Genomic DNA, 24,741 nt, shown 5'->3' on the forward strand with positions numbered 1-24,741 from the left:
ATCTGAGGATTTACATACCATGAATGCTAGTGAACTTTTACAGCTATATGCTGAGGGAGAAACTAAGTTTAGCGGTGCGAGTTTGAGTGGGGTGAATCTATTTGAAGCGGATCTAATTGGCATAATTTTAAATGGAGCCGATTTACATAGCGCCACCTTAATTTTAGCCTATTTGAGTCGCGCTAATCTAAGAAAAGCCAATTTAATTGGGACAAAATTGAGTGGTGCAAATCTAAATCAAGCATTACTAAATGGCGCGAATCTCAGTAATGCTGACTTACACGGCGCTACTTTACAGGGGGCAGACTTACGCAGTACTAATTTAACCTTAGCAAAATTGCTCGATGCTAACTTAATGGATGCTGATTTGCGCGGGGCAAATTTAAGTGGTGCTGACTTAACGGGCGCTTGTTTGCGCGGGGCAAACTTCCGGGAGGAGCAAAGAGTTTACATTTCTAACTTGCGCGGGGCTACTTTGCGAAAGGTAGACTTCAGAGGGGCAAATTTGGCAGGTGCGGATTTGTCTAAAGTTAATCTGAGTGGAGCGAATCTAAGGGAAACAAATTTGCGATATACAGATTTACGAGGGGCAGATTTAAGTGAAGCAAATTTAGGTTCAGCATTTTTGACAGAAGCTAACTTAATGGGGGCAAATTTACAAGGGGCAATCCTCACTAATGTTAAGCTGGAAAGGGCTAACTTGAGTGAAGCAAATCTGACAGGTGTTAATTTGCAAGGCTCAGTTATGCCTGATGTCAAGTTTAATAAAGCTCAATTAAGTCAGGCAAATTTGAGTAATTGCCGATTAAATCGGGCTGATTTTAGTCGAGCTAATCTCAGTGAAGCTAACCTGAGTGATTCTGATTTAATTGATGCGTATATGGCGAGGACAAATTTAACGCGGGCTAATCTCACTAAAGCTAACTTAGATAGGGCAGAATTGAGTACGGCTAATTTGATGGGGGCAATTTTACAAGGGGCAACTATGCCGGATGGAAAAATTCATAAGTGAGAATGGTTGTTGGTTGTTTATTGTTTGTTGTTTGTTGTTTATTGTTGGTTGTAAATTAGGGGTTTGGTGTGTGGTATTTTACGAATAATGGGGTAAAGGGCTAAAGTCACACATTCAAAATGGATAATGGAAGAGGAATATAAGGATGGGGGGAGTGTGTGTTTTTCTAGGGGTGAGTAGCTGAGACAATCTCTTAGCATTACTAATAACCCTGATTGACTCGCCCCCAGCCGCTTTGTCAAAAGCCAAAAGATGACTAATTTACCGTTGCCAATTTTCCATTCCCTCAACCAACAACAAACAACCAATAACTAACAACCAACAACCATTAACCAATGACAAAAAATAACCGTCTCACTTCTCTTGATGCTTTCCGGGGTATTACCATCGCTGGTATGATCTTAGTGAATATGGCAGGAGTTGCGGATCGAGTTTATCCTGCCCTGAATCATTCAGATTGGAATGGCTGCACTATTGCTGATTTAGTTTTTCCCTTCTTTCTATTTATTGTGGGTGTCGCTATGGCATTTTCCCTCAAGAAATATACTGAGGGAAACCAAGCCACTCCCACTGTTTATTGGCGAATTTTTCGCCGCAGTGCAATTTTATTTGCCCTGGGGTTATTTCTAAATGGGTTTTGGAATTATGACTGGAGTAATATCCGCATTATGGGGGTATTGCAGCGGATTAGTCTGGCTTACTTCTTGGCAACTATAGCAATTCTTAATTTACCACGAAAGGGGCAATGGATATTAGCTGCGATTTTACTAATTGGTTACTGGGTGGCGATGTCTTTGATACCTGTGCCGGATTTTGGGGCTGGTAATTTAACACGAGAAGGTAATTTTGGGGCTTATATTGATCGCATAATTATTCCTACAGCACATTTGTATAAAGGTGATGGTTTTAAATCTATGGGCGATCCGGAGGGGTTATTTAGTACTATACCAGCAGTAGTGACAGTTTTACTAGGCTATTTTACTGGAGACTGGTTACGACAACAGGCGATAAAATCTCGAACAAGTATGGATTTGGTGCTATTAGGTTTGAGTGGTTTAGTTGTCGGGCAAGTTTGGGATTTTTGGTTTCCCATTAATAAGAAATTATGGACTTCTTCCTATACTTTATTTACGGCGGGTTGGGCGTTACTATTATTAGCAGCTTGTTTTGAAGTCATCGAAGTGCGGAAACAGAGGCAGTGGGGCAAGCCCTTTGAGATAATGGGGGTAAATGCGATCGCAATTTTCGTCGCGTCTGTTTTAACGATCAAAATTATGGTAAAAACTAATATTGGTAGTGGGGAGAATGCCCCGACAACTTATAATTGGATTTATGAGCATATTTTTGCATCTTGGGCTGGGGCAATGAATGGTTCATTTTTATTTGCTCTGGTGACATTGTTATTTTGGTGGGCGGTTGGATATGGGATGTATCGGTTAGGATGGTTTGTAAAAGTGTGAGAGAGAAACCCCCAGAAACCCGGTTTCTCTGTACCTCACTCAATTGAGAAGCCCTATAAGTTACAAACCATTACCAATTAAAATAAATGGTGCCCAGTGTACCTCACTCAATTGAGAAGCCCTATAAGTTACAAACCATTACCAATTAAAATAAATGGTGCCCAGTAGTAAGGATGATTCAGGTGATTTGCCACATCAGGCTGCAAACCCTCCCGCAACTGTCGTCGCTGGGAAACAATTGCACCGCGTTGTACCCCCAATGCGGTATCGTCTTTCGTAATTAGAGCAATTTGTGCCTGACGCAGGGCTTCGGCTTTCGTAATTTTACCTGATTCCAGGGCAGTGTAGAAACCATTCATTAAAAGTTGGGTACTGCTATCATTAACCGTCCATAATGAAGCAATTGTAGCCCTTGCGCCAGCCCTCTGTATTTGATAGCCTAAACCAAGTATTTCTTCCCCATTACCCAATTTCCCACCTAATCCAGTTTCGCAGGCAGAAAGTACCACTAAATCTACATTTTTCATTTTCCAGTTTTCGATATCTGTTAGAGTGACTCGTTTGCCATCACCAAATAGAATAAATGATTCTTCTGGTGTACCATCTACAAACACGCCATGAGTGGCAAAATGAACGACATTATAATTATCCATTTGGGAAATTATTGCTTCTGGAGTAAAGGCTGTATCGATTAGTTTAGTAGTATTGGGAACTATCTGAGCTAAATTATCCACTTCCACTTTAGCAAAGGGTAGCCCAGTAAAATTAAACACCTCATTACCGACATGAATACTATAGCTGCCATTGGCAAATGCCCCAGCTAATATCTTGAGTTGGGGTTGGGGTTGGGTGTTAATTTCCGTGAGGGAAGCAGCGGTAATATTATTAATGCGATAGCGTTGAATTAGCCATTCTTCCCCATCATATAATGCCGCGAGGGGAATATAACGTAATGCACCATCGGGCGCGTAGATAATCGTTTTCGCTCCTGCGGCTTTGAGATCTTCTTCTAAGGGTTTAATCAACCAATCGTATAGCTTCTTAGCAGGGGTTTTGGCATTGATGGCGGAGTTAAGTAAGGTTTTCCGAAACTCGACTATTGCTTGATTTAGTTGTGTTTTCGTGACATTGACAGTGTGGCGAATGGGAGGAGAGTCTGGAGTAGTGAGAATTAATTCTAAGCGATCGTCTAGAATGAGGGGATAGAGAAGCACAGCATTTTGTTGTAGCTTTTTCAAGTTATCTTGTAAGCTGATAAGTTCTGCTAAATCCAGATTTTGCCCTTGATTAGTTTGATTAAGTTGTTTAATAAGTGAATTTACTTCTGGACTCTTGATAAAGTTATTGAATTCTTTGATACTTTCTTGTTGAGATTTTACTAATTCGGAGATCCGTTGTTCTTGTTGGGGAGTGCGATTTTCTGGTTTAATCTGTCGCAATTGACTAAGTTCTTTTCCTAATTCAATCTCTTTATCTATAATTGCCTGATAACCTTGATTAATATTCTCTTCTGCCAGAAGATTTGGCAATCCTTGCGCTGTGTTATTATTACCTGATACGTTATTGAAGTAATCATCCAATTCTTGAACTTTAAGTAAGTCTAGCACCCGTTGAGCTTCGAGAATTCGGTCTTGTTTAAACAATAAAGTAGCTAATTTTCGATAGGTGTGGGCAATAGTTTGGGTAAAAGACTGTTGTTCTTCTTTTGCGAGTCCCCGAATATCTTGGCGAATGGCTTCTTTAAGATTGATAGATTGTTTGAGAAAAACAATCGCTAATTCTGTCTGATTTTGGGCTTCTAGGAGCAAACCAATATTATTGAGAGTTCGCCCTTCGGCAACGCGATCGCCCACTTCTCGCTGAATAGCTAAGGCTTGCTGATAATAATCGAGGGCGCTTTGATACTCTTTCTGCTTATTATAAACTCCAGCAATATTATTTAGAGTTGCACCTTCACTAGCGCGATCGCCCACTTCCCGAATAATAGTTAAAGCTTGCTGATAATAATCTAATGCTTCTCGATCCTTGCCAATACTTGCGTAAACTACGCCAATATTACTGAGAGTTGTTCCTTCCCCAGATCGATCTTTCACTTCCCGAATAATAGTTAAAGCTTCCTGATAATAATTCAGTGCTTCTTGATTCTCTCCTGCACTGTAATAAACGCCACTAATATTACTGAGAGTTTTTCCTTCCCCAGCGCGATCGCCAATTTGCCGATTGATGCTTAAGGCTTGCTTATAATACTCCAGCGCTTGTTCATACTGTCCCAGATTGTCGTAAACTTGTCCAATATTACTGAGACTCTTTCCAATTCCAGCGCGATCGCCCATTTCGCGTTTTATAACCAAAGCTTGGTTTAAATAATCCAAGGCTTTTCCATACTGTCCTAGATTCTGGTAAGCTAACCCAATATTATTTAGAGCCGATCCTTCCTTCGAGCGATCTCCTACTTTTCTATAAATGACTAAAAGTTGTTGAAATGTTTGCAATGCTGCCTTAAATTGACCTTGAATTAACTGCTGACTACCTTCTTCGTACAGTCGATCCGCTTCAGCTTGTCCATCTTGAAGTGTTTGAGATTGAAGTATTTGAGCATCAACTATTTGGGATTGAAGTGTTTGGGCTTGAATTGCGGTGGATGAGGGATAAAATGTAGGGAATAATAGGGGAGATGACACCACCAGCAGGAAAGCTGAAAGGAGCAAAATAGCAAATTTGAAGATTTTATAGCGTAGGTACATCAATAATTTTTTCACATCAGGACTGGAGATTATTTCTTTAATTCCTCTTATCTTTATTTAGTAGATATTCCAACTCACCTTACAGAAGACTGACCGCAGTGTCAATAGACGAGCTAGAAAATAGGGTAATTGCTGTAGGATGTGGGCTGTAGGGTGTGGGGAAGAGCGATTTCCCCACAGGATCGCTCCTAACTTAGACTTTTAAACAAGTATTCATTCGTGTCTTAGTGTCTTTGTGGTTTGTGATAATTCTGCCGACGCAAAGGGAGTAAACTAGAAAATGCTCTATGAAATCCCAAACTATGCCATCACCCAACCAACCCCTCAACTACCCACCCAGCCGCAAATCCGACCAAATTGACGAATATCATGGTATTAAAGTCGCAGATCCCTATCGTTGGCTAGAAGATCCCGACTCCGAGGAAACTCAATCCTGGGTTGAAGCACAGAATAACATTACCTTTAGTTACCTCAACCAAATCTCTCAACGAGAAGAAATTAAAGGGCGGATCTCGAAGTTATGGAATTATGAAAAATACAGTACTCCCTTTAAAGAAGGCAACCGTTATTTCTATTTCAAAAATGATGGACTGCAAAACCAAAGTGTCCTCTATACCCTCAACTCCCTCGACGGTGAACCACGAGTATTAATTGACCCTAATACTCTATCAGAAGATGGCACTATTGCCTTATCTGGTTTAGCAATAAGTCACGATGGTAATCTCATGGCTTATGGTTTATCTACATCTGGCTCTGATTGGACAGAATGGAAAGTGCGGGATATTGAAACGGGAGAAGATTTATCCGATCTGATCCAATGGGTAAAGTTTTCTGGCGCATCTTGGACACACGATGGTCAAGGTTTCTTCTATAGCCGCTACGATGAACCAAATGTCACCTCTCAATTAGAAGACATCAACTACTACCAAAAATTATACTATCACAAACTGGGTACACCCCAAGGCGATGATATCCTAATTTATCACCGCCCCGACCAAAAAGAATGGATGTTTGGTGGTGGTGTGACTGAGGATGGGCGCTATCTGATTATCTCAGTAAATGAAAGCACAGATCCCAAGAATTTAGTTTTTTACCAAGACTTACAAACGCCAGATTCTCCCGTGGTGGAACTAATTAGTGAATTTGAGGCTAACTATAGTTTCATTGATAATGATGGCTCAATTTTCTGGTTCCGTACCGATTTAGATGCCCCTCGCGGCAGAGTTATTGCCATTGATATTAATAATCCAGCTAAGGAGTATTGGCAAGAAATAATTCCCCAAACCTCAGAAACTCTCGAAGCAGTTGGCTTACTCAATAACCAATTTGTAGTAGACTACCTAAAAGATGCTCGTTCCTCGATCAAAATATTTAACCTAGATGGTTCCTTTGTCCGGGAAGTCGAATTACCAGGAATTGGCTCTGCTGGTGGCTTTGGCGGTAAGCGTTACGATACAGAAACTTTCTACGTTTTCACCAGTTTTACTACTCCATCAACTATCTATCGCTACAATATGGTAAGTGGAGAAAGTACCCTTTTTCGCCAACCACAAGTTGACTTTAACCCTGAGCTTTACGAAACAAAGCAAATCTTTTACTCCAGCAAAGATGGTACTCAAGTACCAATGTTCATTACCCATAAAAAGGGATTAGTATTAGATGGAAATAACCCAACTTGCCTTTACGGTTACGGTGGTTTCGGTGCTTCCTTAACCCCGAATTTTTCCATTAGTAATCTTGTCTGGATGGAAATGGGAGGAGTTTATGCCGTTCCCAATCTCCGGGGTGGTGGTGAATATGGGGAAGAATGGCATCAAGGGGGAACAAAGCTGAATAAACAGAATGTTTTTGATGATTTCATTGCCGCTGCTGAATGGCTAATTGAAAATAAATATACTCGCACGGAAAAATTAGCTATTAGTGGTGGGAGTAATGGGGGATTATTAGTTGGTGCTGCAATGACGCAACGTCCCGATTTATTTGGTGCAGCATTACCAGCAGTTGGGGTAATGGATATGTTACGTTTCCATAAGTTTACCATTGGTTGGGCGTGGTGTTCTGATTACGGTTCCGCAGAAAATCCGGAAGAATTTCAGGCATTGTATGCTTATTCTCCCCTGCATAATTTAAAATCTGGAACCCCTTATCCTGCTACTATGATTACTACTGCAGATCATGACGATCGAGTTGTTCCTGCTCATAGTTTCAAATTTGCCGCTACTTTACAAGAGGCACATGTAGGGGAGAAACCAGTATTAATCCGGATTGAAACAAAAGCAGGGCATGGTGCAGGAAAACCTACGACTAAAGTTATTGAAGAGATTGCAGATAAGTGGGGATTTTTAGTCCGTGCGCTGGAGATAGAATCAGTATCGCAACCGCCAGAGGAGTAGTGGCTGAATAATTTAAACAGCGGCGGCGGAAAATGGTGGGAGAATTGCAGTTTCCACCCGCCGACGGTAGAGTCAAGTGCCGCTGGATTGCCACCAATTATTATCATTGGGAGTATCACAATAATATTGTCTTCTCCCAGTTTTTCTACTTTTGATAAGTTGACTCACACAAGTGCTTCATCAAATCTTCATATAAAAAGCAGATTACTTCATCAAATCTTCATACAAGCAACTTGTAAACTGGCTAATATTGCGTATAGTTATATCTATCTCATGAAAAATACGTGAAATTATTGAAGCCACATTCTCCTCTCTGGCTCTTTAATCCCTTCTGGAACCTTAAAGATTCGTGAGAGGCATAGCATTTGACATGAGCAACACCAATCCCTAAAGTACAGAATGTAAACTTTTGGATTCGTTAATGGTGCTTATGTAGCTAGATCCAATGTAAATTCCAGTTCAGGAACCGGGACTATTAACTCATTTTTACGGATTAAAAACTCACCCAGCGAAGAGGGCTACAACACCAATAACATCAATCCTAGCCAAGATCCCACTCTCCAAAATGTTCTCGCCAGTTTTACCCGCGCTCTCCAACTATCTGAATTACCTACAGTTCAAATTTCTGGACAGACTTTTAGAGAAATTCGGCTGGATATTAATGAGAGCAACAGTAACCCTCTAATTACTTTACAACAGTTCAAAATATTTGCTGGCAATACCGGAAATCTGATTGGTTATAACTCCAATACGATGACATTGAATGGGGCATTAAACAACGGACAAGCGATTTTTAATCTGGGGAGTTCCGTTATATTTAATGCCAGTTTCCAGCCTGGAAGTGGTTCTGGTGATGGTATTTTCTACATTCCTAATAGTGCGTTTACTGGATTTTCTAACAATACTTTCCTCTATCTTTATACCAAGTTTGATAATTCCGATTCTGGCTTTGAGGAATTTGCCGTTGCCAATCAAGCAGCGATTGCGCCTATTCGCACAGTCAATGGTAGACTTTTTAATGATGCCAATGGTGTAAGTTATCAGTTGAAACCGACTGGAAGATAATTTCAGTCCATTTTAATGGACTTGAGTTATTAGCCGTAGATTTCAATCTACGGCGGGTTTTCGGGTTTACTGACAATGGTGCAAGTTATCAGTTTTAATGGACTTGAGCTATTAGCCGTAGATTTCAATCTACGGCGGGTTTTCGGGTTTACTGACAATGGTGTAAGTTATCCGTAATACGGGCTTTAGTTCCTGATAATGTTGTATTTTCAAGCACTAAAGTGCTTACTACCAACCAGTACCGGTCAAGATACTACCAAACATGATATGATAAATCTTTCACTCCATAGCTGGAAAATCCCAGATTTTTATAGTTCCTCATCATCCAGGGTTCAGCATCAACATAGGAGTAAGCTATGAGACAAAACATTGATTGCTTAAGAGTATTTAAGATTTCCTTAATCGCTGGTACAATTAGTTCAGGCATCATCTCTCCTCTACCCAGCTTTTCCCAAATTATTCCCGATAATAGTTTAGGTCAAGAAAGATCTATTGTAACGCCAAATATTCCCCTCAACAATGGCGCGATCGATCTGATTAACGGCGGTGCAATTCGCGGGGCAAATTTATTCCATAGCTTTCTGGAATTTAATATCGGTAACAATCAACAGGTTTACTTTGCCAACCCCAATAATATTACCAATATTTTCAGTAGAGTCATGGAACAACCGCAAATACATTTAGCGATCGCGATCCCATTGTCTTAGCGGCTGGAGATGTAAAACTTGGTGACTATACCGGAGCATCTCTACATATTTTAGCAGGCGGCAGTGTTGAATTAGGTAATGTTAGGATTAATACCTCTGGTCCAACCGATACGACAATTAATAGCAACAATAATAACCCGATTCCTGGTACAACCACTCCTTACAGTGCCCTCAGTAACGTTACCTTATCTGACGGAAAAACCTCTATCAGTGTCAATGGAGATACTCAAGCTACATTAGATGTTAGAGCTGGAATTGATTGGAGTTCAGACAGAAACCATTCTTAATGTCGAGAAATTAATTTCTATTTCTGGTGCAAATACGGGTATATTTTCCAGTACAACTCCCGATTCTAGCGGCAATGCTGGGGATATTATCATAGATCCAGAACGAGTAGAAATTAACAATGGTGCTGCTATTTCTGTAGATAGTCAAGGTAGTGGTATCGGTGGGAATATATCTATTGAAGCGGATCAATTACGCCTAGACAATGGTCGAATTTCTGCACAGACAGTCAGCACCGACGGTGGAAATATTAATCTATCACTATCAGATTTGTTATTATTGCGCCGAGGCAGTCAGATTTCCACTCTCAAATTGTAGAAGCCACAGGTTGGGTAAAGGATGAGGAGGGTAATGTCACTTTAGTTGCGGCACTGCCAAATGAAAGTGGTGCTACTTACAGGGGGAAATTACCCAATTGTCATTAGCAGCAGATTTGGCAACGGATTTGGTAGCGGATGTAACGGATGATTTATTGGTGAAGCCGATGGTTAGTTACACATCTGCTACCCCATCCGCCACCCCATCCGTCAAAAATCCGTCAAAAATCCGTTACCCATCCGTTACATCCGTTAAACATCCGTTGCCCATCCGTCAGATTCTCTACAACAAGGAAAAGATTATTACCAAGCTGGACAATTTTTGGCAGCAGCAAATTCCTGGAAACAGGCAGTTGAGAGTTATCAATCACGAGGAGAAATTCTCAACCAAGTTCAAGCCCTCAACTATTTATCATTAGCCTATAGAGATTTGGGAGAATTGAACCAAGCACAAGTAGCCATTGAAACTAGTCTAACCTTATTAAAAAAAATTGATAAATTAGATGCCAGAGGACTCTTACTTTTGGCGCAAGGTTTAAATAACCAAGGCTCAATTCAATTCCGACAAGGAAAAATAGAAACAGCCCTAGCAACTTGGCAAGAAGCCACAGCAACTAAATTTAGCTGAAAACATGATAAAATTGCTCAAAATTAGCAAAAAGTCATCAGTTAATAACAGAGAAATAGCCACTCAAATTGCCCAGCTTTTAGCAACAGGAATTAAACAAGCCAGAGAAATAGGCGATCGCAGAGCCGAAGCATACTCCCTCATTGAATTAGGAAAACTCTACCAGGAACAGGGACAAGCAGATGCTGAAACCCTAACCCAACAAGCCCTACAAATTGCTCAAGAAATAAATGCCACCGATTTGGTAGCCAGTGCAGCCGGACAATTGGGCAGTATCTTGAAAGAGGAGCGAAATATTACAGATGCCATCCCCGCATATCAGATTGCCTTCAATAACCTCCAATCCCTCCGCAGCGATATAGTAGCAATTAATACTGACGTACAATTTACTTTTAAAGAAAGTATCGAACCCATTTATCGGGATTTTGTCAGCGTGCTATTAACACCCTCTAAATCAGGAGGAGAAGTCAGCCAAAGTAATCTGAAACAAGCCCGCGAAGTAATTGAAGCTTTGCAATTAGCAGAATTAGACAACTTTTTTAGAGATGCTTGCTTGAATAGTGAGCCAGTAGCCATTGATGAAATCGACGTGGAAGCCACAGTAATTTATCCCATTATTTTAAGCGATCGCTTGAGCGTTAGCCTCATCTCCCGTCGCCCTAGCCACTCAATATGCCAAAGCTGGTATCTGGTACGATACTCTCAAAGTTTTAGCCAAGGCGAAACAATCGGAACCTGACAATGAAGCCTTTGCCACTGAATGGCACGACTTGTTAAAGCAAGTGGGATTAGAAGAGATTTCATCTCAACCATTAGTCAATTAGTCGCAAATTATACAAGATTGCCTAAATCTTGAAAACCCCTCCCCAACCCTCCTCTTCGCAAGGGGAGGGGGTAAGATTTCACTTCTTCCACCCTTATACCAATTCCGTTTAAAAATCTCACATGTTGCTATATAATATTCAGTGACTTTAGTGTCATAATAAATTAACTAAAAGATCGACAATGTAATTATGATTTTGTCAAAAATCAAACAAAACCTCAAAAAATACCAAGGCAATATCATCATTACTTTCTGCACAGCCGGATTAGTTATTGCAGGGAGTTATGTCGGGATTTTCCGAATTTTGGAATGGGCGACTTTAGATCAATTATTTCTCATTCGTCCTCAAGAAGCAGTTGATAAACGCATTGTCATTGTCACGATTGATGAGCCAGATATTAAATATGTCAAGAAATGGCCGATGTCAGATGAGGTGATGGCTAAGTTAATCCGCCATATAAGCGCCCAAAAACCCAGAGGAATTATCTTGGATATTTATCGAGATATACCTGTCGAACCTGGACACAGAGAACTAATTGAGGTATTCAAAAATACCCCAAATGTAATTGGTGTTGAAAAAGTTGCAGGTACTGCGATCGCACCGCCACCCACTTTGGCTCAACTGGGTCAAGTTGCCTCTAATGATATGGTTATAGATAAGGATAACAAAATCCGGCGTGGCATAGTTTTGTTAGGAAGAAAAGATGGTACTTCAATTGAGTCAGTCGGGGTGAAACTGGCATTAATGTACCTAGAAAAAGAAAAAATTGAGTTAAAAGCGATTGATGAAAATAAACAAATATACGCTTTAGGAAAAGCCAAGTTTGTCCCCCTATCTGGTAATGATGGAGAGTACGATAAACTTGACATGGGAGGCTATCAAATCCTGTTGAATTATCGGGGAGGATTGGAGAAGTTTGAGCATATTTCCATGACTGATGTGTTAAACAATAAAATTCCTGTGGATTTTATGCGGGATCGCCTCGTCTTTTTAGGAGCAAAAGCACCCAGTCTGAATGACAATTACTCAACTCCTTTAAATACTAACTTATTTGTCCCTACGGAGTTAATACCTGGAGTTGTTATCCATGCCAGTTTAACTAGCCAAATTATCAGTGCCGCCTTAGACAATCGTCCGATGTTGCGGGCTTCAGCCAAACCGATTAATTGGCTATTAATTTTATTCTGGTCTGGCTACAGCACCACCCTTGGTACGTTGTACATCACCAGACGCTGGGTGACAATAACAGGAATATTCATCGCAGGAGTAATTATTGTCACCAGTTCTTATTTTGCTTTTCTATCTGGTTGGTTAATTCCGGTTTTTACTCCTCTCCTAACTCTGATTTTATCTGGTACAGTCAGCATCGGTCAAGTCCTGTGGCAAAATCTGATGATTTCTTATCGAAAACTAGAAGATTATGCTCATAATTTAGAAGAGAAAGTTCAAAAACGCACCATTGAATTAGCATCATCTAACCAACAACTTGTCCAAGCAAATGAAAAAATTAGTACTCTCAACGAACGACTAAAAAGCGAAAATATTCGGATGAGTGCCGAACTAGATATTATCAAAGAAATGCAGCAGTTGATTCTACCCAACCCATCGGAATTGGAGGAAATTGAAGGCTTAGATATTGCTGGATTTATGGAACCAGCAGATGAAGTGGGAGGTGATTATTATGATGTATTGAACACGGATGGTATTGTCACTATCGGGATTGGTGATGTCACCGGACATGGATTAGAAAGCGGCATTTTGATGGTAATGACTCAAACTGCTGTCCGCACTCTTAAGGAAATCGATGAACAGGACCCTGTTCACTTTTTAGACATTCTCAATCGCACAATTTACAAAAATGTTCAGCGGATGAATTCAGACAAAAATCTGACTCTGGCTATCCTCAACTATGCGGAAGGAAAAATTAGTATCAGCGGCCAACACGAGGAGACTATTGTGGTGAGAAAAGGTGGTAAACTTGAACGAATTGACACGATGAATTTAGGATTTCCCATTGGGTTAGATGACGAAATTGCTGATTTTATTAGTCAGACAATAGTGGAATTAGATCCGGGGGATGGGGTTGTGCTGTACACGGATGGGATTCCTGAAGCTAGAGATATCAATAAAAAATTCTATGGGTTGGACAGACTTTGTGAAGTGGTGAGTCAAAATTGGCACTTGGATGCAGAACAAATCAAGCAATCAGCAATCGATCACCTGCGGGAATTTATTGGCGAACAAAAGGTGTTTGATGATATTACTTTGGTGGTTTTGAAACGGAAAGATGATCTGTTTGATCCTGTTAGCAAACCATAACACGAAAGGACTGCACCATTTACAAAAATGTGCAAAGGATGGACTCTGATAAAAACTTAACTCTGGCTATCCTCAACTATCCTGAAGCTAAAATTAGCATCAACGGTAAGGACGAGGATACCATTCTCGTGAGAAAAGGTGGTAAGATCGATCGGATTCAAACCATGAATTTGGGGTTTTCCATTGGTGAAGGTAAACTTACAGCGATTCCCGCTGCTATGGAGTACAATAAACAACGGAGAAATACGATCAGACATTGGTTCGCTGATGGCTGCTAATGTAGCTTATAATAGTATGAACCGCTGTATCTAGATTGGATAGACAGTATTTGGCAGACGCTAGACTTAGTAACAACAAAGGTACTGAGAAGGGCTGTCTGTTCAACGCGAGCAATCCCTCGATCTTGAGAGCTTACCGTTCAAAATATCAATATAATTAACATTGATTGGGAAAATTAAAACAGATGACAGAAATATTTGGAGACTTTATTGACGAATTTACGCCTGAACAGGATTCTCTAGAACTTACCTTTAGCCCCAGTTCCCAACCTATTCAGCAACGCTGGCGGAATAACCGACTTTCGGCTTATTTTATGGCTGATTATTTCTCCAACTTTCTTCCAGTAGCTGAAGAGGATACTAACCGCGATAAACGGGTTAAACAAAGTAGGGGAGCAGTTAGCTATATCGCCAATGAATTATTAGAAAATGCGATGAAATTCCATGATAATCAGTCCAGTTACAAGGTGAAATTTGGGCTTCATTTTCTGGAAACATCTGATGTGACAGCAGTGATTTTAACTACCAATATTGTCAATAGAGAAATGGCAGATAGATTCAAAATCTTCATTAAAGAACTCCTCTCATCCGATCCCAATGAACTCTATATACAGCAGATAGAAAAAAGTGCTGAATCTGAGGATGGATCTTCTGGATTAGGATTACTGACAATGATTAATGACTATGAAGCCAAAATTGGTTGGAAATTTGAGGCAGTGCCAGATAAAATAGATGCGATGGCTGTGACAACCGTAGTGCAAATTGCGGTCTAGACTAGGAAGCGAAAATAATCTACCCTCTGATAGAGGATGGGGAGATAGGGAGAAATAAGAATTGTTGGAAAAACATCTGTCGAAGTTGACTATTTTTCATTAATTTCAGAACTATCTATGCTAGTCTATTATATCATATCATTTAACCAGAAATTTCATCAGGAAGCTCAAAAAAATGGATTTTCAAGAAATTAAAAACGAAGACTACTCCGTTCAATACGATCCAAAATCGGTGACATTCAAATTCCAAGGGGAACTCAGCTTGGGTGGTCCATCTGAGTATGGAGCGATCGCGAAGTTATTAGAGGATGTTGCTAATGAAGTACCCCCGACTATTACCTTAAACCTGAAAGAATTGGCATTTCTCAATAGCTCTGGTATCAGCCTCTTGTCCAAGTTTGTTATCAGCGTGCGGAAAAAGAAAACGATTCAAGTGCTGGTAATAGGCTCAACCGAGATTCCCTGGCAAGAAAAATCTTTGGCAAACTTAGAAAAGCTTCTGCCTAGTTTGAAGCTAGAACTACAGTAAATTCAAGCTTAAGTTGATATAATCAGTCCGAGTAGCCATGGAAACAGAGCAATTATCCACAGATGAATTATTGACTCAAATTGAAGCGCTTAATCGGGAACTAGCAGAAGTCAGGGAAGAAAAAACTGACCTAGAAATCATGTTAGAAACAATTACGGAACATGCCACAACTCTGGAGAACAAAATCTATCATCAGAATAAACAGATGAGAGCCTACATCCAGGAAGTGGAAAAACTGACGGCTGCTGCTGTTTCTGTTGAAAATAACACATTTCAAGCTGACAATCTAGATGAAGTCGCTCAAAGAGATGATGAACTAGGTTACCTGGTGCGGGTATTTATTCACATGGTACAAACCGTCAAGACTCGCGAGGAAGAATTAGCAACCGCAAAAGAGCAACTGGAAGCTATTTTGAATGCCGTGCCCGGTTCCATTTCTTGGATTGATTCTGGTGGCTTATACATTGGTGTGAATCGCTATCTTGCAGAAAATTTTAATCTCTCCCAAGATGCCTTTATTGGTAAAGATGTGGGCTTTCTGAAAGGAACTTCTCAATTCGCAGAATTTATGCGCTACTTCCTAGCAAATCCGCAAGAATCTGCGTCTCAAATCGTTAAAGTATCCGTCCATGATGCCGTGCGGTATTACCTGATTGCAGCGCAGAAATACCAACAGGGAACCGCAACCGTATCAGTAGGAATTGACGTTACTGAGGGCAAAAAAGCAGAGGAAGCCCTTCGCATTGCTGAAGAAAATTATCGCAGTATCTTTGAAAATGCTCTAGAAGGTATCTTTCAATCAACTCCTGATGGCAAATTTATTAGCTTGAATCCAGCAATGGCTCGAATTTATGGGTATGGCTCACCTCAAGAGATGCTTGAAAATGTAACTAATATTGGAGAACAACTCTATGTTCACAAGTCTGAACAGGATAATTTTTACCGTTTGATGACAGAGCAAAAGCAGGCTAAAGATTTTGAATATCAGGCGTTTCAGAAGGATGGTAGCACGATTTGGATAGAGATTAATGCCCGATTAGTCCGTGATAATAGTGGCAAAATTATTTACTTTGAAGGTATAGTCCAGGATATTACAGAACGCAAATTTAGGGAACAGGAACTCAAGCGTCAGTTAGAAGAATTGAAGATTGAAATTGATCAAAAGAAACGGGAAAAAGAAGTAGCATTGATTACCCAGAGTGGGTTATTCCAAGAATTGCAGGCGGAGATGATGGCTGTGAATATCGATGATTTTTGGAGTTAGAGGGAAGGCGATCTCAAAATAAACTCTTCACTCTACTTCCAACCCAAATAAATCTAGTTGATTAGGCTAATTCACAATTCAGGTAAAAATAGTATCTAATCTTTACCCTGAAAAACCTCAATGATTTCTTTCCCATTTGGGATATCGTTCCCCACTACATAAAAATTTTGGGGATAAATCCACTGAGTTTCTAATGGTCCATGTATAAAAATACCTGTCATCACAGCATATTGAAATATGGTAGTATCTAAGGGACTCAACAATTTTTCTACATCGTTGAAAATAATCTGACTTGCTAACTTAGTTATCTCTACTAAATCTGGTTTATCGCCATAGTTTATTTTAGAAAGAATTTTCTGTCTGATAATCGTTTGCTCGATATCTTCCATATCGGTTTCTAGATTCAGATGCCCTGACTTTAGTTCATTAACAATTACTTCTAAGGCTCCACAGGCATGAGATGCTTTTTCAATCCCTTCTCGGTATACTTTACCAATATCGCCATATCTAGAAATAGCAATATGAGGCATAGCATAGAAAGTAAAACGACGCAAACCTTCAAAGATAGGGGTATGATCCGTTGCAGATGCCAACCCCGTTTTTCCCATCATTACAAACCCTGCTAGGCTGCAACAATTAAAAGTTTTCCCCCAATATTTAATCACTGCATCGAATAAAGGATCGGTAATTTCATCCCGACAAATTGCTACCATTCCCATTGTATTATCATTATCAAATCTATAGTTTAGGAGAGCCTCATAGGTTTTTTTCATGTACTCTTTCAAAGATAAAGTTCCTGGAAAATGATCCTGAACAGTTTGGTGGAAGGCTGGGAAAATATTTGGGTTATAACCATCAATAATCTGATTAACTTCATCTTGTAGCTGATTTATGTAGTTCATGTTAATCTTCTCCATCCTTTTTTCACTGGTATCCTCATCAGGTACGCCCACTCGTCAGATGAAGCCTAAATCCTACAGGTAAGCATAACACTGATTGTAGATTTCAGTATGAAAATTGAACAGATTGGAGAAAGTAGATAAACCCCTAAATTTCCTCTTTTTAAGTGGGAATTTAGGAGCATCTCTCCCTCAATTCTAATATAGTTAAAAACAGCCCGATCTCAGCTACTCTGTACAGCCGTTTTTGGTTGCCGAATTTTAGATTCTAAAGTACTGAGTAAACTGTCAGGAGAGAGTATTTTATTCACTCCCGATACTGGCATCTCTTGGCGACATGAAGTGCAAAACCAGTATAAATTTTTTCCTTTGACATGGCGCAGTAAATCAGCCCCGCAACAAGGACAAGAATTACTCTGCATATTTCACCCCTTATTAAAAATAGATTACCCCAATTTGATAAACCTTCACACCTCACCTGTCTTCCCACTCAAGACTGCCGTTAAATCGCGATCGCGTAGCTTGCTTCCCATTCGGGGCAGGGCTATTTCATTCTTAAAATTTGAGAGAGCTATAAAGCAGACTGGGCGAGATTTTCAACTCCTAAATTTTACTAAAATAAAATTAGGGATTGATTATTACTAAAAATCTTTCTCTTCCTTGTCCTCCTTGTCCTCCTTGTCCCCCTTGTCCTCAATGTTTAACCGAAAATGAAACAGCCCTGCCATTCGGGGTAAGCCCGCCAGAGGCATCGCGCATCTAGCAATCTGTGCCTACCGATCCCAAGTAACGGTAGGTTGTTGAGTTGCTGTTAATGTTTAAAATGCTACTTACTCGGTAGTATCTAATCTTTGCCAAAACTCAACATTTATATCTATAACACTTTTTTACTGGATAATCTGTAGCCTAGGTGACATCCTAAATGAAAGATTATAACAAGAATCCCGGTTTCTCAAAGAAACCGGGATTCTGATGGGGTCAATTCTCACAAATCAAATAGGATTGCTATAGAGACTTGCGTTGCTGCTTAATTATCAAGCCAAGTCCAGACAAACCAAAGATAACTAAAGCACCTGTTGTACCTGGTTCCGGTACAGGTTTAGCTATAATTAACTGACCACCCTCAACGTATTTGCCATCTTTAATACTGTGGGCTTGTACGTCAAATAGATAGGAACTTCTTCCTGGTTGAGAGTTCGGATTTACTTCCACAATCCCAGAACTTTCCCATTCACCCTTCACGTTAGGATTATTATATTGGGTTCCCGCAGCATTTTCGTTAAGTTCAAACACAGGTTTGATCGTCTTAGAAGCAATATTGTAAGACCAAATGCGAGCTTCCCGATTTTCCGCCGCCATCAGAGAGCCACCGAAGGCAGTTTCATCCTCTTGAATTAAAACATTGCCATTACTATCAACCACGATATTATCGTAGCTAACACCTGTACCAAATCCACCTTCAACTAACAATTCAAAGTTACTAAGTGGCGCAGTTGGATCAGTAGGATTGAGGCTAAAACGATAGAGTCGTCCGTAGGGATTTTCTGCATCAGCAGGTGTAGCTGCATTAGGACTTAGAGGTAGAGTTGTATTAGTAGTACGCTGGTTTGCCGTACCAGTAGTTACAACATAGAAAGTACCAGGATTCTTCGGATCTTCTGCCATATCTTCAGGACGACGGAAGTTAGTAGAACGACCGTTAACATTAACATAGTTACTCAGTAACGTGCCATTAGCAACAGATGCAGCATCGTCTACTTTCGTCCAAGTTGCACCGTTAGATCCACGAATTGAACCTTCAAAATCCGCACCATTGACTTTGAGAACGTATAAATCTCCATTTTTGAAACCATTAGGATCTCCTGCGGTTTGTTGACCGACAAACATGTAGATTTCACCATCACTGAAGTCTTCAGTACTAAAGAGAACTGTTTTGCCGGAAGGATTACCTGCCCGATATTGAGCAGCAGAAATAACTTGCTCTTGAGCATAACGTCCCAAACCATTTAAAGCTTGAGCTTGACCACTATTTGTACCACTAGAAGCAACAGCCCAACCACGACTTGTTGCACCACCTTCTTCAGGTGCAAACCAAATTGGTGCGCCAGCAAAACCACTTTCAGCAAGATAACCAGAACAGAAACGATTAAAGCTTAATGCCGCAGCACCAATTGCTTCGTAGGAACCAGTTGTTGTATTTAATGTATAAGTAGTATTTGTGCTTGAATCGAAGGCAGTTTCAATTAAGTTCTTGCCACCCAACACATTCCAGTTTTGATCGAACTGAAATAAGGATACTCTTGCCCCTCTTATTTTATCTGGGTCAGTGGAATTTAGGAAACTAAAGCTACTACTAGATATTTCGTGATTGACAAAAGCGTAGTTGTAGCCTCCCGACTGAAAGAATCCTAAGCCATCGGGAATTCCCGCAAAAGCATAAAGTTTACTGGAGTCTGTAGTGAATCCGGTACTAAAATCTCCCACTAATGTAGAAACTTCATCCCCTACAGTTAACAAAGGGATAATCTCATAGCCCCCATTACCAGCAACATTGGTAACATAGGGATTAGCGGTAGTTTTCCCTCCAGTAATATTAGCAGCTTGAGCCGCTTGAGGTGCGATGGCGACTGTGCTGGCAATACCCACTGTCATTAAGGCAAGAGATAGGTAGTAATTCACCCGACAATGTGCAAATTTCATGATGCCTTCCTTCTTTAGAGTTACGACGGAATTTTGTCCGACACTCTAGAGATTACGGATATACTCTTAAGAACTAATTAAGCTCTGAGTAAGAGGGTATTAATTTTGACAAACTTCATCAGAACTTTACATTAGTATTCCGATATGTAAGGAATGTGTGAAGTACAGGTTAGAGGTTAGAGGTTAGAGGTTAGAGGTTAGAGGTTAGAGGTTAGAGGTTAGAGGTAAATGATTATTTGTAGGGGTGAAGCATTCGGATCAAAAATCTTGGATTTATAGCAAGAGTTATCGCCCGAATGCTTCACCCTGCCCTTACGCAACCGATACAACCGGACTTGATACTACTTATTGTTCTTTAAGCATCATCAAGTGCAGCAATACCAGGAAGAATCTTACCTTCGAGTAACTCTAAGCTAGCACCACCACCAGTAGAAATGTGACTCATTTGATCTGCCACACCCACTTTTTCCACAGCAGCAACAGAGTCGCCACCGCCAATAATTGTAGTTGCGCCTTTCTTAGTTAATTCTGCCATAGTATGGGCGATCGCTTCCGTACCAACAGCAAACTTATCAAACTCAAACACGCCCATCGGACCATTCCAAATTACACTGCGGCAATCTGCCAAAGCATCTTGGAAAAGTTTAACTGAATCAGGACCAATATCCAATCCCATCCAACCATCGGGGATAGCATCGATACTAACAGTTTGGGAATTAGCATCAGGAGAAAAATTATCGGCTACTACGACATCGGTAGGTAATAGCAAAGCCACACCCTTTTCTTTTGCCTTAGCTTCCAAAGTTTTGGCTAATTCCAGCTTATCTTCTTCTACTAAAGACTTCCCGACATTCAAACCACGGGCTTTGTAGAAGGTAAAAATCATCCCGCCGCCAATCAGTAGTTTATCTACTTTGTCCAACAGAGTTTCAATGACACCAATCTTGCTAGATACTTTAGATCCACCAACAATAGCAGCCAATGGTTTTTGGGGATTTTCAATGGCATTTTGCAGATACTGAAGTTCCTTCTCAATCAAATATCCTGCCACAGAAGGCTTCAGGTAATGGGTAACACCTTCAGTAGAAGCATGGGCGCGGTGGGCGGTACCAAAAGCATCATTAACATAAACATCAGCCAGGGCTGCCAATTGTTTGGTAAACTCCGGATCATTCTCTTCTTCACCAGCATAGAAGCGCAGATTTTCCAACAGCGCCACTTGACCATTACTCATGGCATTAATCTGACCAGCCACGACATCACCGATACAATCATCGCACTTAACGACGGTTTGACCCAGTAAGTTCGAGAGACGAGTTGCCACCGGGGTGAGGCGCAAGCTGTCTTTGACTTTTCCTTTGGGACGACCTAAGTGACTGCACAGAATCACCTTAGCGCCTTTTGAGATTAAATCCTGAATCGTGGGTAAAGTCGCCCGGATGCGAGTATCATCGGTGATAGTGCCACTGTCGTCTAACGGCACGTTCAAGTCCACTCGCACCAATACCCGCTTCCCTGCTAAATCTGACTCCGATAAATTTGCTACAGTTTTTTTTGACACAGTTATACTCTCCTAATTGCTTATATTTGTCGCCGTACAGACTGATGGCGTGCCAGTGGTTATATGCTTGATGGTTGGTTGGCAGACTCTCTCGATTGGCAATCGACTGAATCATCAGATCAAACCCCGATCCGCGATAGCGAAGCGCTGACTTGTCAGTTCGACTCAATTGCCAGATCGAAGAGCGTGCGTTTTCAAGCCCGTCCACAATTTTACCGGAGTGCGTGTCCCGGAGATGAGTGTTATGTTCAAGACTGTTTTATTTCCTGTCGATCAAAACCGCGAAACCCGCGAAGCCGCTGATGTGGTGGTAAATATCGTCCAAACCTATAAAAGTCGTTTAATTCTGCTATCTGTGCTAGCAGAGTCAGCGCCGGAAGCGGAATCGCCCCATCCAGAGAAGGCGCTTTCACCGGAGGCGATTGAGGAATTGCTCAAAACGGCTAAAGCCCTCTTTCAGGAGCAAGGGATTGAGTCTGAAACTATGACAAGAGAAGGAATGCCCGCTTTCACTATCTGCGATGTAGCAGATGAAGTTGGGGCTGATTTAATTATTATGGGCTGTCGGGGATTAGGCTTAACTGAGGAAGGTGCATCGGAAAGTGTCACTAATCGGGTGATTAATTTGTCGCCTTGCCCTGTTTTGATTGTGCCTTAATTTAGTTATTGGTTATTGGTTATTGGTTGTTGGTTATTGGTTATTGGTTGTCGCTATTCTTTGTGCGATCATCCGCTTACACAAGAGGTAGGCTATGAATCACTAATTAACATCCGTCCGCGTCAAAACAATCGCTCAATAGAAATTCAAAACCCGGTTATTCGAGAAAGAGTGACTCAGATAGTTAAACAGTTACTGGGAGGATTAGGAGAGATGGGAATGCTTTAAAGTCACGCTATTTACGAGACGAGTTACCGATTCGTTTGGGAAATTTGGCATCGAATTTAGCACGGATAAAATCTCGCTGTCAAAATGTAGCTGATAGTGAAATAGTTGAAGAGTTGCTGCAAGAAAGTAAGTGGTTTATTGAATGGACGGCTAAAGATGCAGAGATAGAAATAGCCGCAGAGTTAGTTGAGTTACAAATAATGATTTATAAAGATAACTAGGCTAAAAAAAGAAACAATTAATCTATAGCACGAGTGCGAGCAAGTGATTCCAGAATTCGATGAAAACGGCAATCTACCACCAGGAGTTCATTTTTGTGAATGGGAGGAGTTTAATCAGAGATTTAATACGAACCTTAAAAGAAAAAACATGATATATGGCTTGCAGCTAGCAATGACTCAGTTAAAAGCAGCAGGTTGTAGGACTATTTATATTAACGGTAGTTTTGTTACCATAGAACCAAACCCTAACGACTTTGATGCTTGTTACGAGCGCGAAACTGTAGATATGGATAATCTCAGAGTTAATGCTCCTAGATTGTTCAATCATTATGACAGAGATGCCCAAAAAGCTAAGTATAGAGGAGAAGTTTTTCCCATAGAAATCGCTATCCCGACAATCATCTCATTTAATACCTAGTTTGTTATAATTAAGGAAAGTTCACATTGACTTAATCTCAGATAATTTTATGATAATCAAAGATCATTTTTGGCTTGTTAAAGACTCAATCCAAACAGATGAGCAAGGATGTATTAATTTGGAATTAGAAACCAGGTCAACAGAGTATCGTATTTTTACTAATAAGTTGGGACAAATTTTATTAGATCCGATCTCTAATATACCAGATCGAGAGCAGTGGTTATGGCAAAACTCAGAAGCTTTAGCTTCAGTCCAACGAGGAATTGAACAAGCGGCTAAAGGCGAGGTTCATGATTTGGGTGATTTTTCCCAGTATCAGGATTTGGAGATTGAAGACTGATGGATTTTCGTCTGGAATTTTCTACTGAAGCTAGAAATATTTTAGCTAATCTTCAGGAAGTCGATCCCAAAAAATATAAGAAAGTATTGAAAACCCTGGGATTAATGTCAAGTAATTTACGTCATCCCAGTTTGCACACGCATAAATACGATAGTCTATCTGGTCCTAATAGTGAAGAAGTGTTTGAAGCTTATGTCGAAAATAGAACACCAGGAGCATTCCGAGTTTTTTGGTATTATGGTCCGAGTCAAGGGGCAATAACGATTATTGCAATTACCCCCCATCCTTAAAAATGTAAGGTTGAGGGGATAGCTACGCTTTACCCTCCTCATAGTTATCCAAAGACTCCAATCATCCCATTGGTATGGTGGAAATAGATAAGATTGTGAGTGGAAAAAGAGGTTGGGTAATATGCGTCAAGCTGATCTACAAGATTTGCGATCGCATCTCACAGCGCGATCGCCTTCATTTAGCCAGTTTTCAATGTCCTCTCTGTAATCTCCTCAACAGCATCAGACTACTAACAATCAACGTTCCAGCTACAGTTGATGGTTCTGGAACAGCCTGAGAAGTATTAGTAACAATACTGGAATCTAAAAATGCCCCACCACTAGGGTTAGCAAATCTTGTGGGAATTAGGGAACCAATCCGTCCATAGAAATCAACCTGTCCAATATTAGAACCACCAGTGGCAGGAAAATGCAATAGATCATAAACCCTTACACTATCGCGGCGGTGCTTGCTCGAAAAACTAGATAATTTTTACATTTTGCCACCTGTACTGAAGCAGTATATTAAAGGGTTATAACCAAAATCTAAAATTTAAAATCGGACACTCGCCCCGTGCTATCATAGAAGATAAAACTTATTGAGTAGAGTTCTGCGATAGCTTCGCTCGCCTTCGGCATCGCAATAACTACAAATGTTAGCTTTCAGCCATCTTCAGCAGTGAGATAGTCAAATGCCGATAAAGTAAATCACTAATTGAAAAACGCTCAAGATTTCTCAATTAAAATAGCCAAGGAGTCAGCCAATGACAGCAACAATGCTCCCAGAAACATTGCCAGAAATAATCTACCCAGAGAATGACGGAAAACCCATGTCGGAAAATACCAAAC

Annotated in this window: 28 protein-coding genes; 22 read left to right on the forward strand and 6 right to left on the reverse strand. The window is 40.5% G+C overall.

Going from position 1 to position 24,741, the window contains the following annotated elements; genetic code table 11:
• Window positions 1-19 precede the first annotated feature (19 nt).
• Window positions 20-1,012 carry a pentapeptide repeat-containing protein gene (locus NJ959_RS00770; RefSeq protein ID WP_254009829.1) on the forward strand — a complete coding sequence of 331 codons (993 nt, stop codon included), beginning with the start codon at window positions 20-22 and terminating at the stop codon, window positions 1,010-1,012.
• Between the two features lie 335 nt (window positions 1,013-1,347).
• Window positions 1,348-2,472: an acyltransferase family protein gene (locus NJ959_RS00775; protein WP_254009830.1), complete on the forward strand. Its 1,125-nt coding sequence runs from the start codon at window positions 1,348-1,350 to the stop codon at window positions 2,470-2,472.
• Between the two features lie 128 nt (window positions 2,473-2,600).
• On the opposite strand, the gene NJ959_RS00780 is transcribed toward NJ959_RS00775, so the two are convergent.
• A complete protein-coding gene (locus NJ959_RS00780) occupies window positions 2,601-5,216 on the reverse strand; it encodes a CHAT domain-containing protein (protein WP_254009831.1) in 2,616 nt (871 codons plus the stop codon).
• A gap of 302 nt (window positions 5,217-5,518) precedes the next feature.
• Between NJ959_RS00780 and NJ959_RS00785 the strand changes: the two genes are divergently transcribed.
• The 13 genes from NJ959_RS00785 (at window position 5,519) to NJ959_RS00840 (ending at window position 16,598) form a co-directional block, all read left to right on the forward strand.
• Window positions 5,519-7,609 carry a prolyl oligopeptidase family serine peptidase gene (locus NJ959_RS00785; protein ID WP_254009859.1) on the forward strand — a complete coding sequence of 697 codons (2,091 nt, stop codon included), beginning with the start codon at window positions 5,519-5,521 and terminating at the stop codon, window positions 7,607-7,609.
• 753 nt (window positions 7,610-8,362) lie between these two features.
• A complete protein-coding gene (locus NJ959_RS00790) occupies window positions 8,363-8,674 on the forward strand; it encodes a hypothetical protein (protein WP_254009832.1) in 312 nt (103 codons plus the stop codon).
• A 356-nt stretch (window positions 8,675-9,030) separates the two neighbouring features.
• Window positions 9,031-9,381, forward strand: coding sequence for a two-partner secretion domain-containing protein (locus NJ959_RS00795; protein WP_254009833.1), 351 nt, complete (start codon window positions 9,031-9,033; stop codon window positions 9,379-9,381).
• Between the two features lie 240 nt (window positions 9,382-9,621).
• A complete protein-coding gene (locus NJ959_RS00800; protein WP_254009834.1) occupies window positions 9,622-9,984 on the forward strand; it encodes a hypothetical protein in 363 nt (120 codons plus the stop codon).
• A gap of 97 nt (window positions 9,985-10,081) precedes the next feature.
• On the forward strand, window positions 10,082-10,402 hold the full coding sequence (locus NJ959_RS00805; RefSeq protein ID WP_254009835.1) for a hypothetical protein: 321 nt from the start codon (window positions 10,082-10,084) through the stop codon (window positions 10,400-10,402).
• 20 nt (window positions 10,403-10,422) lie between these two features.
• Window positions 10,423-10,611, forward strand: coding sequence for a hypothetical protein (locus NJ959_RS00810; RefSeq protein ID WP_254009836.1), 189 nt, complete (start codon window positions 10,423-10,425; stop codon window positions 10,609-10,611).
• 4 nt (window positions 10,612-10,615) lie between these two features.
• Window positions 10,616-11,350: a hypothetical protein gene (locus NJ959_RS00815; protein ID WP_254009837.1), complete on the forward strand. Its 735-nt coding sequence runs from the start codon at window positions 10,616-10,618 to the stop codon at window positions 11,348-11,350.
• The gene (locus NJ959_RS30535) at window positions 11,298-11,435 is read left to right on the forward strand and encodes a DUF928 domain-containing protein (RefSeq protein ID WP_373693579.1); all 138 of its coding nucleotides are present in this window, start codon (window positions 11,298-11,300) and stop codon (window positions 11,433-11,435) included. Before NJ959_RS00815 ends, NJ959_RS30535 begins: the two co-directional genes overlap by 53 nt.
• A gap of 189 nt (window positions 11,436-11,624) precedes the next feature.
• Window positions 11,625-13,754 carry a CHASE2 domain-containing protein gene (locus NJ959_RS00820; protein WP_254009838.1) on the forward strand — a complete coding sequence of 710 codons (2,130 nt, stop codon included), beginning with the start codon at window positions 11,625-11,627 and terminating at the stop codon, window positions 13,752-13,754.
• Window positions 13,755-13,792: 38 nt separating this feature from the next.
• A complete protein-coding gene (locus NJ959_RS00825) occupies window positions 13,793-14,032 on the forward strand; it encodes a hypothetical protein (RefSeq protein ID WP_254009839.1) in 240 nt (79 codons plus the stop codon).
• A 185-nt stretch (window positions 14,033-14,217) separates the two neighbouring features.
• The gene (locus NJ959_RS00830; RefSeq protein WP_254009840.1) at window positions 14,218-14,805 is read left to right on the forward strand and encodes a slr1658 family protein; all 588 of its coding nucleotides are present in this window, start codon (window positions 14,218-14,220) and stop codon (window positions 14,803-14,805) included.
• 175 nt (window positions 14,806-14,980) lie between these two features.
• The gene (locus NJ959_RS00835; protein WP_254009841.1) at window positions 14,981-15,334 is read left to right on the forward strand and encodes a slr1659 superfamily regulator; all 354 of its coding nucleotides are present in this window, start codon (window positions 14,981-14,983) and stop codon (window positions 15,332-15,334) included.
• 37 nt (window positions 15,335-15,371) lie between these two features.
• Entirely contained in the window at window positions 15,372-16,598 is a 1,227-nt protein-coding gene (locus tag NJ959_RS00840) for a PAS domain S-box protein (protein WP_254009842.1), read from the forward strand.
• Window positions 16,599-16,693: 95 nt separating this feature from the next.
• On the opposite strand, the gene NJ959_RS00845 is transcribed toward NJ959_RS00840, so the two are convergent.
• The 4 genes from NJ959_RS00845 to NJ959_RS00860 all read right to left on the reverse strand — a co-directional run bounded on the left by NJ959_RS00845 (window position 16,694) and on the right by NJ959_RS00860 (window position 21,758).
• Window positions 16,694-17,506: an LCIB family protein gene (locus NJ959_RS00845; protein WP_373693580.1), complete on the reverse strand. Its 813-nt coding sequence runs from the start codon at window positions 17,504-17,506 to the stop codon at window positions 16,694-16,696.
• Window positions 17,507-17,721: 215 nt separating this feature from the next.
• Window positions 17,722-17,919: a hypothetical protein gene (locus NJ959_RS00850; RefSeq protein ID WP_254009844.1), complete on the reverse strand. Its 198-nt coding sequence runs from the start codon at window positions 17,917-17,919 to the stop codon at window positions 17,722-17,724.
• Window positions 17,920-18,502: 583 nt separating this feature from the next.
• Window positions 18,503-20,197: an alkaline phosphatase PhoX gene (locus NJ959_RS00855; protein WP_254009845.1), complete on the reverse strand. Its 1,695-nt coding sequence runs from the start codon at window positions 20,195-20,197 to the stop codon at window positions 18,503-18,505.
• A gap of 355 nt (window positions 20,198-20,552) precedes the next feature.
• Window positions 20,553-21,758: a phosphoglycerate kinase gene (locus NJ959_RS00860; RefSeq protein WP_254009846.1), complete on the reverse strand. Its 1,206-nt coding sequence runs from the start codon at window positions 21,756-21,758 to the stop codon at window positions 20,553-20,555.
• Window positions 21,759-22,002: 244 nt separating this feature from the next.
• Between NJ959_RS00860 and NJ959_RS00865 the strand changes: the two genes are divergently transcribed.
• The 7 genes from NJ959_RS00865 (at window position 22,003) to NJ959_RS00895 (ending at window position 24,191) form a co-directional block, all read left to right on the forward strand.
• Window positions 22,003-22,416, forward strand: a complete 414-nt coding sequence (locus tag NJ959_RS00865; protein WP_254009847.1) for a universal stress protein — start codon at window positions 22,003-22,005, stop codon at window positions 22,414-22,416.
• 15 nt (window positions 22,417-22,431) lie between these two features.
• On the forward strand, window positions 22,432-22,644 hold the full coding sequence (locus tag NJ959_RS00870) for a DUF5674 family protein (RefSeq protein ID WP_254009848.1): 213 nt from the start codon (window positions 22,432-22,434) through the stop codon (window positions 22,642-22,644).
• Between the two features lie 44 nt (window positions 22,645-22,688).
• Complete coding sequence (locus NJ959_RS00875; RefSeq protein ID WP_254009849.1) at window positions 22,689-22,865, forward strand: hypothetical protein; 177 nt, start codon at window positions 22,689-22,691, stop codon at window positions 22,863-22,865.
• A 43-nt stretch (window positions 22,866-22,908) separates the two neighbouring features.
• Window positions 22,909-23,283, forward strand: coding sequence for a DUF6932 family protein (locus tag NJ959_RS00880; protein ID WP_254009850.1), 375 nt, complete (start codon window positions 22,909-22,911; stop codon window positions 23,281-23,283).
• 49 nt (window positions 23,284-23,332) lie between these two features.
• Window positions 23,333-23,623: a hypothetical protein gene (locus tag NJ959_RS00885; RefSeq protein WP_254009851.1), complete on the forward strand. Its 291-nt coding sequence runs from the start codon at window positions 23,333-23,335 to the stop codon at window positions 23,621-23,623.
• Window positions 23,623-23,913 carry a hypothetical protein gene (locus NJ959_RS00890; protein WP_254009852.1) on the forward strand — a complete coding sequence of 97 codons (291 nt, stop codon included), beginning with the start codon at window positions 23,623-23,625 and terminating at the stop codon, window positions 23,911-23,913. The genes NJ959_RS00885 and NJ959_RS00890 overlap by 1 nt, the downstream gene beginning before the upstream one ends.
• Window positions 23,914-24,008: 95 nt before the next feature.
• Window positions 24,009-24,191 (forward strand): hypothetical protein, encoded by a 183-nt coding sequence (locus NJ959_RS00895; RefSeq protein ID WP_254009853.1) that lies wholly within the window; start codon window positions 24,009-24,011, stop codon window positions 24,189-24,191.
• Here the strand turns inward: NJ959_RS00895 and NJ959_RS30540 are convergent.
• The gene (locus tag NJ959_RS30540; RefSeq protein ID WP_373693578.1) at window positions 24,104-24,328 is read right to left on the reverse strand and encodes a PEP-CTERM sorting domain-containing protein; all 225 of its coding nucleotides are present in this window, start codon (window positions 24,326-24,328) and stop codon (window positions 24,104-24,106) included. The genes NJ959_RS00895 and NJ959_RS30540 overlap by 88 nt on opposite strands.
• Between the last annotated feature and the right edge of the window lie 413 nt (window positions 24,329-24,741).

Origin of the sequence: Limnofasciculus baicalensis BBK-W-15 (assembly GCF_024178385.1) — a bacterium.
GTDB lineage: Bacteria > Cyanobacteriota > Cyanobacteriia > Cyanobacteriales > Coleofasciculaceae > Limnofasciculus > Limnofasciculus baicalensis.